Genomic DNA, 13972 nt, shown 5'->3' with positions numbered 1-13972 from the left:
TACAGGAGTTCGAAACGAATTGTGAATAGAACCAGATAGGTGAGATTATGTCAGCGAATACAAATGATGAAGTGGATGTTGGACAAAATCGTTGGGATCGGGCTCTTAATCCTGCCCCCGCTCTCCTCCTCGAGCAGCCCGGTTCCTCCTCCTGCTGGTGGCAGGAGGGGGCCTCTATCCCGGCCACAGTGTTGGAACGAATACGATAAGTGATCTCGGTGTCGGGGAGACGGTAAATCATCTTATATTCATCCATCGTTCTCTTCGGTTCCACAAATTTTGCAGCCGCATATCTGTTCAGGAAGAGGCTTAGGCGGCTGCATGGCACTCGCAGGTATCGGGGCAATCTGTGTCGGGCTCTTTCCTGAAACCCTCGGCCTTCCCCATTATCTCTCGGCACCGACTGTATTTCTCTTTGAGGGATTTGCGGCAATCGTTTCTTCACAACATGTCCGGATGCCGATTGCCCCTCTCTTCATTCTCCTTGGGGCGGTCACACTTTTGGCACTTGTCCTTGAGATCGCCGGTTTGATGCCAGGGTTTGGGCATGGAGGGATGGAGCGGATGATCGCGTATCCGATCATCATCCGGGAGATTGCGTTTGCCGGGTGGCTTGCGGGGAAAGCAGAAGAAATGGTGTGACTGGCCGGAAAAAACAGGATACTATTTCCTCACACAGACCTCGTTATCCAGGAAACGCGGCTCTCCTCCCTGCACCGGATAATACCCTGCCCGGATGCAGAACTGATCTCCGGTGAGGATGTCTATGATCGTAAATGTCGCCTGATATTTCCCATCCGATACCCTGACTTCACGTGTTGTAACCGTTCCTGTTTCGGTGATGGTGATCACCCGTCCATCCGGCATGATTGTCGGCTCATCCGGGATGGATGCAGGGAGGAAATTATCTTTCATCTCAACAACGACAATCGATCCATCCGCAAGATCGGTGGTGCCCCTGACGATCAGATCCGCCTGCACCACTCCGGGAGCATAGTTGAAGGTGACCTCATGGGTGAGGACTGGGTCGGGCCCGGCTATCACTCCGGGTGGGGTCTGGCTTTTCTCCTCATCTGTACATCCGGCAGCACAGACCAGTGCAATGATAATGATTCCTGCAAGGAAACTGGCAACCTCTCTCTTCATGGTATACCTGATCTGCAATTGGGGGTGATAAGAATTGCTGTTGATAAAAAGTATCTGGATTGGGAAAATGTGTTTCTCCCTATTCTCCCCAAACTTTTCTATCTGAATATTCATTCATCCTCGCCTGCACCCATGCCCGTGCCGGACTTGTGATGAGTGGTGCGATGAAGAGCGCCACAATTCCTGCTGTGCCAAACCACCACTGTGGAATCTCCGGGTACGAGGTGATCCGAAGGCCGATATAGAAGAGGAAGATGATGAATGAGATGACTGCTCCGGAGATGTACTGCAGTGTCCGGGCGTCCGTCGTCATGATGGCGAAATATTCCGCCATTTACAGTCACACCACTCTTCTGCCCTGTTTACACTGGTAACGCTGTTTATTCTCTGTCACTCAGGTCAATCTTGTCACTCTGTACACGGTATTGATGAGGAAAATGAAGAATACCACGATTGCAAAGACCGAGATATAGAATCCAATTCCGGTGACTCCTGTTGCAATCTTGTAGATATTCACCAGAATTACAATGACGCTGCCCGCGATGATGATGAGATCGGATTTTTTGAAGTCCATATGCAGTATTGTATCCATGGGATAATACTTTGCCTCAGATTCGGGTCAAAGAATAGATGCCGCTGTTCGTCAGGTAGGGGGATCAGATGCAAAAGATGAAAAATAGATGCAAAAGATGAGAAATAATAGAACTGCCATCCGGAAATGACCGGGAGGCGAGTTGAATTCAGAGTGTCACTTCCACAACCTGGGAGCTTTTTGTTCGAAGAATGTCTTCATTATGAACCTCAACACAGGCAACAATGGCATCTTTTATATTGTCGAGAGCCTCTTCAACCGTTTCACCCTGTGAATGACATCCGGGGATTGCCGGGCAACTGACATTATAGCCTCCATCTTCCGGATCTTCCCGAACAACGACTTGAAATTTCATTTTTCTTCCACACTCTTTTATGAAGTAAGTAGAAATTATAACATTGTGGAGTATTAGTTATTGTGCTGATAAAATGTTCAGTGATCATTAGAACAGCATCCCTCCTGTTTGATGAAAAAGTTTAATGGGGGATTTAATTTAATCGATCTATCCCCATAACATGGGCTATAAAGATGGATCTGGATTAATCAAGAAAAAAGATAAATGCGAGGGACCGGATTCGAACCGGCGAACCCCTACGAGAATAGGCCCTGAACCTATCGCCTTTGACCTGGCTCGGCAACCCTCGCTCCTGTGCTCTTACCTCTTGGACGTCATCGGGTATAAATATGTCCACTTTCGATCGAAAACAGACGATGAAAGACAATGAAAGGTGGTCAAAAGGTGGACGATAAGGAAAGATGGTGAAAGATAATGAGAGGTGATGAGAGAAGGGCTCTTTCCTTCTCTTTCCCTCTCTTCCTCTCTGCTTATCTCCCTGCCTCTCTACTGCTCTGCCCCTCTCTCCCCGCCTCACTCCCTCTTATCTCTACTTCTTTCTGATCGTATCTTCGCCCTGATCGGCGGCCTTTGCCATCTCGCGCTCCCTGAGCTCAGACCGGCGGATCTTGCCTGATATCGTCTTTGGGAGCTCATCCACAAACTCGACTGCACGCGGGTACTTGTAGGGGGCAGTCGTCTCCTTGACGTGGTTCTGGATCTCCTTCACAAGCTTTTCAGACGGCTTCACATCCTTATGGAGGACGATGAATGCCTTCACAATAACTCCCCTGATCTGATCCGGGGTGCCGACGACCGCTGCTTCCTGCACAGCCGGGTGCTCAAGGATCGCAGACTCCACCTCGAAGGGGCCGATCCGGTATCCTGAGCTCTTGATCACATCATCATCGCGGCCCACAAACCAGAGATAACCGTCCTCATCCTTGTACGCCTTGTCTCCTGTATAGTAGAACCCATCCGAAAAGGACTCGGCATTTGCCTCGGGGTTATCAAGGTACTCGCGGAAGAGCCCGACCGGCCGGGGATTGAGGGAGATGGCGATCCTCCCCTCCTCTCCATCAGGCACCACCTGCCCGTCATCATCATGCAGCTGGATATCCCAGCCGGGCGCAGGTTTTCCCATTGAACCGGGCTTGAGCTTCATGCCGGGGAAAGTCCCGATACAGCAGACCGTCTCGGTCTGGCCGTATCCTTCGTAGATATCAAGACAGGTTCCATCTTTCCAGATGCGGATCACTTCTGGATTTAGCGGCTCGCCCGCAGAACAGCAGTGGCGGAGCTCAGAAAAATCAAACTTCCTGAGATCGGCAATAATCAGCATCCGGTAGATTGTGGGGGGGCAGCAGAACGTGGTGATCCCGTACTTCTCGATTAAGGGGAGGAGTTCGGTTGCCTTGAACCTGCCCCGGATATCATAGACAAAGATTGCGGAACCGCAGACCCACTGGCCGAAGTACTTCCCCCATGCCGCCTTTGCCCAACCTGTATCAGAGACGGTGAAGTGGAGATCGTTCTCCCGGAGATCATGCCAGAACCGGGCAGTGATGATATGCCCAAGGGCATAGCTCTGTTCATGGATGACCATCTTTGCATCCCCGGTTGTGCCGGAGGTGAAGAAGATCAGCATCGGATCGGTGGGGAGGGTTCTCCTGAGGCTTCTGAAATGAACGAGTTTGCGTGCCACCGGTGCCGGGTAATTCAGCTCAAAAGGATAGCTGATCCATCCGGGACGGTTCCCGTCAACGACCATCTTCTGCACAAGTGACGGGCAATTATCTGATAACTCATCACATTTCGGAGCATTTTCAGAATCTGTGATGATCATCTTGAAGTCGCCCGCATTAATACGGTAGATGAGATCCTTTGTCGTCAGCATCGTCGGAGCAGGTGCATATACCGCACCGAGTTTCATCAGTGCAAGGGTCAGGATCCAGAACTCGGGGATTCGCGGGAGCATCACAAAGACACGATCTCCTTTGTTAATCCCGAATTTCAGAAGAATATTTGCCGCCTCATTTGAGAGGGTCTTCATATCCCAGAAACTGAACTTCTTCTCCTCACCCTTCTGGTTCGTCCAGATCAGCGCAAGCTTATTCCTGTCCTTCTCAGCCCACGCATCGACAACATCGAATGCAAAATTAAAGTACTCTGGCACATGAATTGCAAAATCAGACGTTGCATGAGCATATTCTGGCAGATTTCGTATCCAGTCAGCGACCGTCTGCCTGCCCTCTGTAGTATTGCCAACACCTTCCGTCATAAAAACGGCTATATTTGGTTTTCTATCCATATATGGGAATCGATCTGAATCTCTGAAAAGAGGGGACGGGCAGTACCTTCCCATCTCCCATGCACAGGTTATATGCGTGCTTTGTCTCATCATGTAAAAATGCCCGCATACAGGGCGGCAGAAGACGATGGAAGAATGAATGCCATAAAGCTTCTCCGTCATCATTATGGTCTGACACCTTTAAATGTACGAGGATGGCAGATCAACAGTACGACTCATTAAAGATCGAAAATATCGTGGCTTCCGGTGTCATCGCCGACTCCATCGATCTTCTGGCAATTTCCGAGCATATTGAGGGGTGCGAGCTGAATACGAAGCGGTTCCCTGGAGCGGTATACCGGATTAAGGATCCGAAGATGGCATCACTCATCTTCTCATCCGGAAAAGTCGTGCTTACCGGGATCAAGAATGAAAGCGATCTTGGCCGGGGCCTTGAGCTGATTATTGCATCACTCAAGGGTGCAGGTATCACCACGCATGAGGTTCCTGATGTCAACGTCACCAATATCGTCTGTTCATATGATATGGGCAAGCCAATCAACCTCAATAAAGTTGTCATTACATTGCAGCTTGAGAACATTGAGTATGAACCCGAACAGTTCCCGGGTCTCGTCTACAGAATAGCTGATCCAAAGATTGTTGCTCTCCTCTTCTCATCCGGAAAAGTCATCCTCACAGGTGGCAAGAACCTCCAGGATGTCAGGGCGGGTCTTGAAGTCCTTGAACAGCACCTTGCGGATATCCTCTGATTTTATTTTTTACCTGAATTATTACCAGAACCGATGGGTTGTAATATACTTCCTCTCGGCTTTTAGGATCTCTTTATAGAACCCATCTCCTTTTGCATGGGTAGCCAGGATTCTGGATGCGGCATCGGGTCCGACCCCACGTCCGGCAAGAGCGATGATGGCAGTCTTCCCGCTGGAGAGAACCATGTTTGCGGATCTGAGCATTTTTTTCTCAACCTCCCTCTCCTCAGCTGTCTTCTTCTTTTTCCTGGTGATCAGGATATTCTCCTCTTCATACGGCTTGACGGCAGCGATGAGTCGGGCTCCGCATTTTGGACATTCCGGGTGTTCCTCAACCCGTTCAAGAATCGTCTTCTTCTTCCACCCCCGGCAATTCATACAGGCGAGTATCACCTCCTGTGCATCCAGCCGCCGTTTCAATGCAGCGATAACTGCCTGATCCATATCCGGCGGAGCGATCAGATCCCGTGATGAAAAAAGCCCCTCTGAACCGATGATGGAGAGTGGCCCGATGCGCACCTCGATCTCCCCTGACCGCATCCGGGAGATGAGCCTGCCTGCTGCCCCCGCATCCATGTACCTGCTGAAGAGCTCACGGTATACTTCCTGTTCGATAACACTCCCATCAAAATGTTCGCTTAAGCGGTGGAGGCTGATCTTGTCATATTCGGCATCGGAATCGATCGCCCCGAACTTCTTTGCAACACCAACCAGCTTCCACTTATAGAGTGAGGTCTTCCTCATCGCAATCCTCAGGATAGCCTCGATATGCTCTCCTTCAAGAGAAGAAAGAATCTCTCTGACATCCTGCGCTCCGATATGTTTTGGCAGCCGCAGAAATACCCGGTATGCATTCACCTCGATCCCGACACTTGTTCCATACCGTGCGGATATCAGGATGGAGAGGGCACGGCCGAGTGCTTCATTTGCCTTATGGCCTCCACAGATATTCACGATCACCCCCTCTTTGGAATGTTCGAGCATCACCAGCTGATCGGTTGGAACAGGGGTTCTGTTCTTCTCCATCTCTGAGAGGATTCTGTTGATATACGCAACTGATTCTGCATCTGCTCCATATTCGGCAAAACACCGGGTTCTCCTGAGCTGTCCTACTTCATCTGCAACCTCAAAGGGTACCGGGATCTGCTCCCCCTCCCATGATGGCAGTTCCCCCATACTCTTTGGTGCAGGTTCGACGGTGATCGCATCTTCAAGTACTTCAAGCACCCGCCAGAGCCTGCCACGGGTGATGAAGATGGCGCCGGTATGAATCCACCCGACGACAAATGACTCGTCAAGGGTGCCTATCGTCCTCCGTGTCACATAATCGATGATCCGGAACTTCCGCTCATCGGTGATCATCGAGAGGTTTGTGGTGAGGTACTTCCGGGCACGGCCGGTTTTAATGATAACATCCCCCTCTCTTCGGATCAGGCGGTGCTCTTCCATCCGGCTGATGCAGTCTTCAAGCAGGCCACCGCAATCAGATACGGGCCATGCCCGTGAAAAGATCCTGCGGATCACTTCAATTTCGCATTCACCCCGCTCAACAGCGATTGCCGCAACCTGGTTTGCGATCACGTCAGCCGGACAGCGGGGAGGGATAACCGGCTCGGTCTTATTCAAAACTGCCCGCTTTGCAATGACGAGAGATTCGAGGAGGTCGTCGAAACCGGTCGCAATAATCGTCCCCCTGGAGATCTGGTCGATCCGGTGTCCGGCCCTCCCGACCCTTTGGATCAGGCGTGCGACATCACGGGGGGATCCAAACTGGATCACATGATCGATATGCCCGATATCGATTCCAAGCTCCATCGAACTGGTGCAGACAAGTGTTCTGATCTGGCCTTTTGAGAACCGGTCCTCGGCATCGATCCGGACCTCCTTAGAGAGCGACCCATGATGTATTTCGACATCGCCGCGTGGTATGAGGTGATGGCCGATAGCTTCAGCTACTGATCGGGTATTGACGAAGACAAGTGATGAGCCGGCACTCTCAATTGCCTCCTCGATCTTCTCCACCTGACGATCAAAACGGTCTCCGCCAAAGAGCACCTGAAGCTGGAGCCGGGATGCAACCGGCACTTCAATGATTGAAAACGGCCGCTCTCCACAGAGGCAGAATCCGACGGTCTCCGGATTACCAACCGTTGCCGAGATCCCGATCCGCTGGAACTCGCCTGCATATTCGCAGATACGTTCGAGTGCAATAGCAAGCTGAACTCCCCGCTTACCATCGGCAAGTTCATGGATCTCATCGACGATCACATGCTTCACACCCCCAAGATGCTGCCGGAGACGGGATCCCATCAGCATCGACTGGACTGTTTCAGGAGTTGTGATCAGAAGATCCGGGGGTTTAAGTGCCTGTTTCCGCCGCTCCGCCATGGTGGTATCCCCATGCCGCACCCCGACAGATAACCCAAGCTCCCCGCACCACCAGGTGAGCCGGGAGAGCATGTTCCGGTTTAGTGATCGGAGCGGGGTGATATAGAGGGCAGAGAACCCGTGCCGCTCCTTCATTGTGAGGAGCGAGTGGAAGATCGGGAGCATCGCACTCTCGGTCTTTCCTGTGCCAGTTGGAGCGATCAGGATCTGATGTTCACCACGAAGAAGGGGAGGGATTGCGCGGAGCTGGATCTCAGAGAGATCATTAAAACCCCGTTTGTCAAGGGCATCCCTGATCCGCTCATGCAGAAGAGCGATAATATGGATCGGATCTGAGGGATCCGAGGGTGTCGATATAGGTTCCATCCTGAAGAAACACCTCGGCTGTTTCTATCCTGATACTCCGTGAAAGAGGGGATATTCCACTCTCCGGGATCGTTCTGATATCAATCCCTCCTGCATACTCATAAAAGGCAGGCATGAAGAGGAGGCGGGTGGGTGTATCTGCCTCTTCCATTCTGAGCTGATTCTCATCAACTTCAGATAAGAGATAGGCGGGATTTCCCCTCAGGGAACAGCCCACCTCATCATAGAGGTGGATGACCGGGTGGTGGTGTCCTGCTATGATGAGGTGGCCGGCAAGATCCGGAGAGGGGTAGGTGTGGCCATGGAGGTATCCGATCCCGTCAATAATCTCACCCGTCTTGTTCAGGATCTCTTCCTCCTCCATATACCGTTCTATCCCGGGATCATGGTTGCCGGGAAGAAGCCGGAGATCAACTTCACGTCTTATTGCATCCAGAAACTCTGGCAGTTCCGTATGCTCCTGCCAGGTGATGCGAGGCACCGAATGTTTCAGATCGCCAAGGATAAGAAGGAGTTTTGGATCCGTTGCCTCAATACAGGTGAGTATACGCTGAAGCCGGCTCTCCGAACTGCTCTTCAGATGCCATCCCGCGGTATCAAGTGCACTCTCAACACCAAGGTGGATATCTGCAATCACCAGAACAGAGATTGAGCGTTTCAACAGGAGTGCCGGGCCTTCGGGGAGGAACCGGGGTATCATAAGAGCCTGATAGTGCTGTTCGTCGGCATATAACAGTCTCCCTCCTCAAGAATTACTGTCAATGCTGCTTTTGCCTCGCTTTCTCCAATCCCTCCTTCACCCGCTTTTTGGAGTACATCCTCAAGAAGAGCGCCTTTTGGTCCTGAGCACTCTTCGATGATGCTGATCATCCTCCCGGTCAGATCCAAAACATCAGCCTGAACGCTCAGGTTTCTCTCTGGCTCTGCGCCGACAACATTCAGAGCCTCCACAACCATCTCTGCTATCTCTCTCTGTTCCTCAGAGAGTTTCCCAATCGACTCCAGCCTTTGAATCGTCTCTTCCGCGCAGAGATGAACGAAGCGATCACGATCCTCGCGACGCACCACCTGGCAGGAGTCTGCAATGACCCTGATCTCTTCGCGTCCGCGCTGGGAGAGTTCACCTGAGATGGCGACAAATGCCGGGGGCTCTGTTGCTGTGAGAAGATCGGCAACACGCGGGCAGGAACGGTTCACTGAGATCGAGAGACCGCCGGTTGGATCACTCAACCGTGCATCCACTGCACGGCTGGTCTGCACATGCACTTCGGTTAAAACACCGATCAGAAATATACGATGAAAAGTACCTCCGGTTGGAGTGATAAATCCATTATCTCCTCTTTCTGCACGGTGCAGTTCATCTGCGAAGACCCACCCGACAGGATCAGTTGCATGTACCATTGTCTGATCGTATCTGTCGGGGTGAGGCATCAGGGTATCGATAGGACGTATCCTTTTCATCAGGTGGGATCTAATGATCATGTATGGAGGATGTCCACGGGATCTGGATCGAGAAATACCGCCCACTGCGGTTAGCCGATATGGTCGGCCACAGGGATATCGTTGAGCGCTTGCAGAGTTATGTCAAACAGGGAACCCTCCCTCATCTCCTCCTCACCGGAAGCCCGGGTGTCGGGAAGACGACAGCAGCTGTTGCCCTTGCACGCGAACTGTTCGGTGAGGACTGGAGGATGAACTTCCGTGAACTGAATGCCTCTGACGAGAGAGGAATTGACGTTGTGAGAAATCAGATCAAGCAGTTTGCCCGTACATCCCCGATGGGAGATGCATCATTTAAGATCCTCTTCCTGGATGAGGCTGATTCACTGACTACCGATGCACAGGCAGCTCTGCGACGAACAATGGAGAGTTATGCTGAAAGCTGCCGTTTTATCCTCTCCTGCAACTACTCGTCAAAGATCATCGATCCGATCCAGAGCAGGTGCGCCCTCTTCCGGTTCCGCCCGCTCACCCCTGAGGATGTCAGGGAAGAGATCCGACGAATTGCCGCGAAAGAGGGACTTACCCTCACTGAAAAGGCGGAGGATGCAATCGTCTACATTGCCCAGGGTGATATGAGAAAAGCGATTAACGCGCTTCAGGGTGCAGCGGTAGTTGCACAGGATATCACAGAAGAGCAGATTTATGCAATCAGTGCAACCGCAAAACCCTCGGAGATTGTGAATCTCATCACCCTCTCGCTTTCAGGGGATTTCGAAGGTGCAGAGCGGCACCTCAGTTCACTCACACGGGATCGCGGGATTGCGCCTACCGAACTTCTCGGGCAGTGCTATAGGCATCTTGTCTCAATGGAACTTGATCGGATGCTGAAGGTGGAATTGATCGATCATATTGGCGAGGCGGATTTCAGGATCTCCGAAGGGGCGCAGAGCGAGCTTCAGATGGAAGCGATGATCGCACGGTTTGTCTTGTCGGCATTGAAGAAGAGAGGGATTGATCAGCATTGAATCAGGACGAGGAGTTCGACATCGAAGTTGTCGATAAATCAAAAGAATGGGCAGATTTTCTCTCGAAGAAATACAAACAGGAACTCCGGACCATCAGCCGTGAATATCCCTATAAACGATCCCTGATCATCAATTATGAGACGCTTCAGAAGTTTGGAAAGAGTGGTGTCAGGCTTGCCGACGAACTCCTTGCGTATCCAAACAAGGTCTTTGCAGAGGTCAGGGATGCCCTGCGGGCACATAATCTCCTTACACGAAAAGATGCCCATGAGATCATCCCACGGATGAATATCCGGTTCATCAACCTCCCGCGTAAAACACTTGTCCGTGATATCAGGTCTGAACAGATGAATACCTTCGTCTCAGTCGAGGGAATTATCAGAAAGACAACAGAAGTCCGCCCCCGGATCGTTGAAGCTGTTTTCCGGTGTCCATCGGGCCATATGACACTTCGGGAACAGGGATATGGCAAATTTGTCGAACCTGAAAGTTGTGGCATGAGTGAATGCACTCACAAGCGTCTGGAATTAATCCATCTCAAATCAAAATTTGTTGATGCACAGAAGATTCGGATACAGGAGATTCCCGAAGGGCTCCGTGGTGGTGAGCAGCCTCAGATCCTCGATATTGACGCAACAGATGATCTGACCGGACTTGCTGCTCCCGGGGATCGTGTCATCGTAAACGGGGTGCTCCGTTCAATTCAGCGGATGAATGCCGGGACAAAGAGCACCACGTTTGATATCTATCTCGATTGCAACTCCATTGAGTTTGGTGAGAAAGAGTTTGAAGAGGTGAACATCACCGAGGATGATGAGGCACAGATCCTTGAACTCTCGCGGGATCCAAACCTCTATCGAAAGATCGCCCACTCCATTGCTCCGACCATCTATGGAAACGATGAAGTCAAGGAGGCAGTCTCCCTTCAACTCTTTGGCGGCATTGCCAAGGAGATGCCGGATGGGAGCACGCTCCGTGGGGATATCCATGTTCTTCTCGTTGGAGATCCAGGTATTGCAAAATCCCAGCTGCTCAGGTACGTGGTGAAACTCTCTCCGCGTGGTATCTATACCTCCGGCAAATCCGCCACCTCAGCCGGACTTACAGCAGCTGCTGTGAAGGATGAGTTTGGGGATGGAAAATGGACCCTTGAGGCAGGTGCACTTGTACTTGCAGATATGGGTGTTGCGGCTGTCGATGAGATGGATAAGATGGCAAAAGATGATCGATCATCCCTTCATGAAGCTATGGAGCAGCAGACGATCTCAATTGCCAAGGCCGGGATCACTGCGACACTGAAGTCCCGATGTGCGCTTCTTGGGGCTGCGAACCCAAAACTTGGAAGATTTGACGAGTATGTCGGCATATCAGAGCAGATCAATATGCCCCCTTCCCTCCTCTCGCGTTTTGATCTCATCTTTATCATGACTGATAAGCCGGAGAAACAACGTGATGAAGCAATTGCCCAGCATATCCTGAAAGCACATTCAGTCGGCGAGCTGATCATGCAGCACAAGAAGAACCCGATCGAAGGCGTCAATGATGAATATATCAGACGTGAACTTGAACCGGTCACTCCCGAGATCGATCCTCTGCTCTTCCGGAAGTATATCGCATATGCAAAACGGAACTGCTTTCCCATTATTACTGAAGAAGCCAGAGAGACACTTGTCGATTATTATATGAAACTCAGAAACCTCGCATCTGCTGACAAGCCTGTCCCGGTAACCGCCCGGCAGCTCGAAGCGCTTGTCAGGCTGGCTGAAGCGAGCGCACGTACCCGTCTCTCGATGTCGATTGAGCGGGACGATGCGGTGCGGGTGATCCGTATTGTCGATGGTTGTCTTCGGAAGGTTGCCTATGATCCCCAGACAGGATCCTTTGATATCGATAAGATCGTCACCGGTGTTTCAAAGCAGAGCCGGGATCTGATCCGAAGTATCAAGGAGACGATCCGTCAGTCCGGGGATGAGAGCGGAACAGCCCGGATCGATCTGATCATTGAAAGCCTGGTCCAGAAAGGGTTTGCCCGAGATACAGTCGAGAAGCAGATCGAGGTGCTTCTCAGGGGTGGAGAAGCTCTCTCTCCACGAAACGGCCTCATAAAACTAATTTAGGTGATGTATATGCCAACAGACAGGGAACGTGCAGTCTTTGAAGCGGCGATAAAACTCGGTGCACTCTATCACCAGTTCGTCGGCACTCCGGTTTCCCCGGAGACAGCAGATGTGATTGAAAGAGCGATCGAGTCCGCAATCAGCCTTCAGCCATATGTGACAAACGTGCGTGTCAGGCTCGATAGATCTGTCATGCTTGAGAACCCCTTTGGATACTCCGAAGTTTCAGGAAGGATGTTCAATGTCACCATCTCAACACAGGTGGGGGATGCAACCTGTACTGCCGCACTCAGGTATGAGAATGGGTATCCGATGATGTCCATCATCGATTGATATGCAGAAACCACGCTTTCCAATAACAGACGACCATATCCATATCGATCCGGTTTTGGGGATTGGCATGAAGGCAGTCAGAGAGTTTGCCAGGTCCTGTGGAACCCATATCTTTCTGGTGACAAAACCCTCATGGTCATATGGAATCACACCCTCTATCCCGGAAGATTTCCGGGTGGTCTTTGAAAAGACGATAGACCTTGCTGCCGAATGTTGCAGGGAGGGAGTGGTGGCATTTCCGGTTCTTGGGGTTCACCCGGCTGAGATATCGCGCATGAACGAGCGAATGAGCCTTTCTGAAGCCGAATCCCTGATGATCGGAGCACTTGAACTGGCTTCCAGGTATGTGAAGGAAGGATCAGCCATTGCCCTGAAGAGCGGCCGCCCTCATTATGAGGTGGAATCAGCTGTGTGGGATGCCTCAAACCGGGTATTGAATGCCTCACTTGAATTTGCCGCCAATTGCGGATGTGCGATACAGCTGCATGCCGAGAGTGGCCCCTGTGATGATGTTGTGGAGATGGCAGAGAGAGCCGGTGTTCCTCTCAATCGGGTGGTGAAACATTTCGCCACCCCCGATACGAAACTTCATCCATCATTCATCGCAAACAATGATTGTATCGCCGCTGCTGCGTCCGATGGCAGGTCATTCACGATGGAGAGCGATTATATGGATGAACGTGACCGGCCCGGATCGGTGCTCGGCCCCCGGTCTGTTCCAAGGTTCACGCTCAGGCATCTTGAGGCAGGCAGTCTCACAGAAGACGATATCTGGCGTATTCATTCTCAGGTGCCAGAAGAGGTTTATGGTGTTCAGATCTCCATCTGATCGAAACGATCCTTTTTGCACCATGACACCGAATACTATGCAATGTACCTGAAGATCCATAAGGAGCCGGGTGGAGGAACGGTTGTTGCCGTCTGCGATCGGGAACTTCTGGGAAGAACGCTCACCGAAGGCAATATAGAGTTCACCATCTCCGAGTATTTTTATGGAGATGTTTTCGCCTCCGAGGAGGAGGTACGGTATGCTCTTGCAGATGCAAGTAATGCGAATATCATCGGGACGAGAGTCGTTGAGATTGCAATCTCACTTGGCTGTATCGAACCTTCATCATGCCTGATGATCGATTCTGTCCCGCATGCCCAGTTTGTACAATAAGAGATC

At 51.4% G+C, this 13972-nt stretch carries 15 protein-coding genes and 1 tRNA gene; 7 read left to right on the top strand and 9 right to left on the bottom strand.

What is annotated here, in order from left to right; all coding sequences use genetic code 11:
• The first annotated feature begins 321 nt into the window (after positions 1-321).
• Positions 322-642 (top strand): DUF998 domain-containing protein, encoded by a 321-nt coding sequence (locus ACZ44I_RS05720; protein WP_464547941.1) that lies wholly within the window; start codon positions 322-324, stop codon positions 640-642.
• Between the two features lie 21 nt (positions 643-663).
• Here the strand turns inward: ACZ44I_RS05720 and ACZ44I_RS05715 are convergent, their stop codons facing one another.
• From ACZ44I_RS05715 to ACZ44I_RS05690, 6 genes are all read right to left on the bottom strand, one after another.
• Positions 664-1146, bottom strand: a complete 483-nt coding sequence (locus ACZ44I_RS05715) for a hypothetical protein (protein ID WP_464547942.1) — start codon at positions 1144-1146, stop codon at positions 664-666.
• A gap of 79 nt (positions 1147-1225) precedes the next feature.
• Entirely contained in the window at positions 1226-1480 is a 255-nt protein-coding gene (locus tag ACZ44I_RS05710; RefSeq protein WP_464547944.1) for a hypothetical protein, read from the bottom strand.
• Between the two features lie 60 nt (positions 1481-1540).
• The gene (locus tag ACZ44I_RS05705) at positions 1541-1738 is read right to left on the bottom strand and encodes a hypothetical protein (RefSeq protein ID WP_464547946.1); all 198 of its coding nucleotides are present in this window, start codon (positions 1736-1738) and stop codon (positions 1541-1543) included.
• Positions 1739-1886: 148 nt separating this feature from the next.
• On the bottom strand, positions 1887-2093 hold the full coding sequence (locus tag ACZ44I_RS05700; RefSeq protein WP_464547949.1) for a type II toxin-antitoxin system HicB family antitoxin: 207 nt from the start codon (positions 2091-2093) through the stop codon (positions 1887-1889).
• Between the two features lie 205 nt (positions 2094-2298).
• A tRNA-Leu gene (locus tag ACZ44I_RS05695) sits at positions 2299-2383 on the bottom strand.
• Positions 2384-2622: 239 nt separating this feature from the next.
• A complete protein-coding gene (locus tag ACZ44I_RS05690; RefSeq protein WP_464547950.1) occupies positions 2623-4353 on the bottom strand; it encodes an AMP-binding protein in 1731 nt (576 codons plus the stop codon).
• Between the two features lie 224 nt (positions 4354-4577).
• Between ACZ44I_RS05690 and ACZ44I_RS05685 the strand changes: the two genes are divergently transcribed.
• A complete protein-coding gene (locus ACZ44I_RS05685) occupies positions 4578-5132 on the top strand; it encodes a TATA-box-binding protein (protein WP_300333590.1) in 555 nt (184 codons plus the stop codon).
• Positions 5133-5153: 21 nt separating this feature from the next.
• Here ACZ44I_RS05685 and ACZ44I_RS05680 read toward each other — a convergent pair whose 3' ends face one another.
• The 3 genes from ACZ44I_RS05680 to ACZ44I_RS05670 are packed head-to-tail and all read right to left on the bottom strand — an operon-like array spanning position 5154 to position 9287.
• Positions 5154-7886: a DEAD/DEAH box helicase gene (locus ACZ44I_RS05680; RefSeq protein WP_464547952.1), complete on the bottom strand. Its 2733-nt coding sequence runs from the start codon at positions 7884-7886 to the stop codon at positions 5154-5156.
• Positions 7822-8586 carry a metallophosphoesterase gene (locus ACZ44I_RS05675; protein WP_464547954.1) on the bottom strand — a complete coding sequence of 255 codons (765 nt, stop codon included), beginning with the start codon at positions 8584-8586 and terminating at the stop codon, positions 7822-7824. Before ACZ44I_RS05675 ends, ACZ44I_RS05680 begins: the two co-directional genes overlap by 65 nt.
• A complete protein-coding gene (locus ACZ44I_RS05670) occupies positions 8583-9287 on the bottom strand; it encodes a hypothetical protein (RefSeq protein ID WP_464547955.1) in 705 nt (234 codons plus the stop codon). The genes ACZ44I_RS05675 and ACZ44I_RS05670 overlap by 4 nt, the downstream gene beginning before the upstream one ends.
• Before the next feature lie 83 nt (positions 9288-9370).
• Here ACZ44I_RS05670 and ACZ44I_RS05665 point away from each other — a divergent pair, with 83 nt between their 5' ends.
• Genes ACZ44I_RS05665 through ACZ44I_RS05645 form a run of 5 tightly spaced genes read left to right on the top strand, consistent with a single transcriptional unit; the run spans position 9371 to position 13966 of the window.
• Positions 9371-10354 (top strand): replication factor C small subunit, encoded by a 984-nt coding sequence (locus ACZ44I_RS05665; protein ID WP_464547957.1) that lies wholly within the window; start codon positions 9371-9373, stop codon positions 10352-10354.
• Positions 10351-12471: a minichromosome maintenance protein MCM gene (locus tag ACZ44I_RS05660; protein WP_464547958.1), complete on the top strand. Its 2121-nt coding sequence runs from the start codon at positions 10351-10353 to the stop codon at positions 12469-12471. Before ACZ44I_RS05665 ends, ACZ44I_RS05660 begins: the two co-directional genes overlap by 4 nt.
• 9 nt (positions 12472-12480) lie before the next feature.
• Positions 12481-12804 carry a dihydroneopterin aldolase family protein gene (locus tag ACZ44I_RS05655; RefSeq protein WP_464547960.1) on the top strand — a complete coding sequence of 108 codons (324 nt, stop codon included), beginning with the start codon at positions 12481-12483 and terminating at the stop codon, positions 12802-12804.
• A 1-nt stretch (position 12805) separates the two neighbouring features.
• Positions 12806-13633 (top strand): TatD family hydrolase, encoded by an 828-nt coding sequence (locus ACZ44I_RS05650; protein ID WP_464547962.1) that lies wholly within the window; start codon positions 12806-12808, stop codon positions 13631-13633.
• 42 nt (positions 13634-13675) lie between these two features.
• The gene (locus tag ACZ44I_RS05645) at positions 13676-13966 is read left to right on the top strand and encodes a DUF424 domain-containing protein (RefSeq protein WP_464576416.1); all 291 of its coding nucleotides are present in this window, start codon (positions 13676-13678) and stop codon (positions 13964-13966) included.
• Positions 13967-13972: the final 6 nt, after the last annotated feature.

Source organism: Methanocalculus pumilus, assembly GCF_055382585.1.
This window is presented reverse-complemented; position numbering and strand designations above follow the sequence as displayed.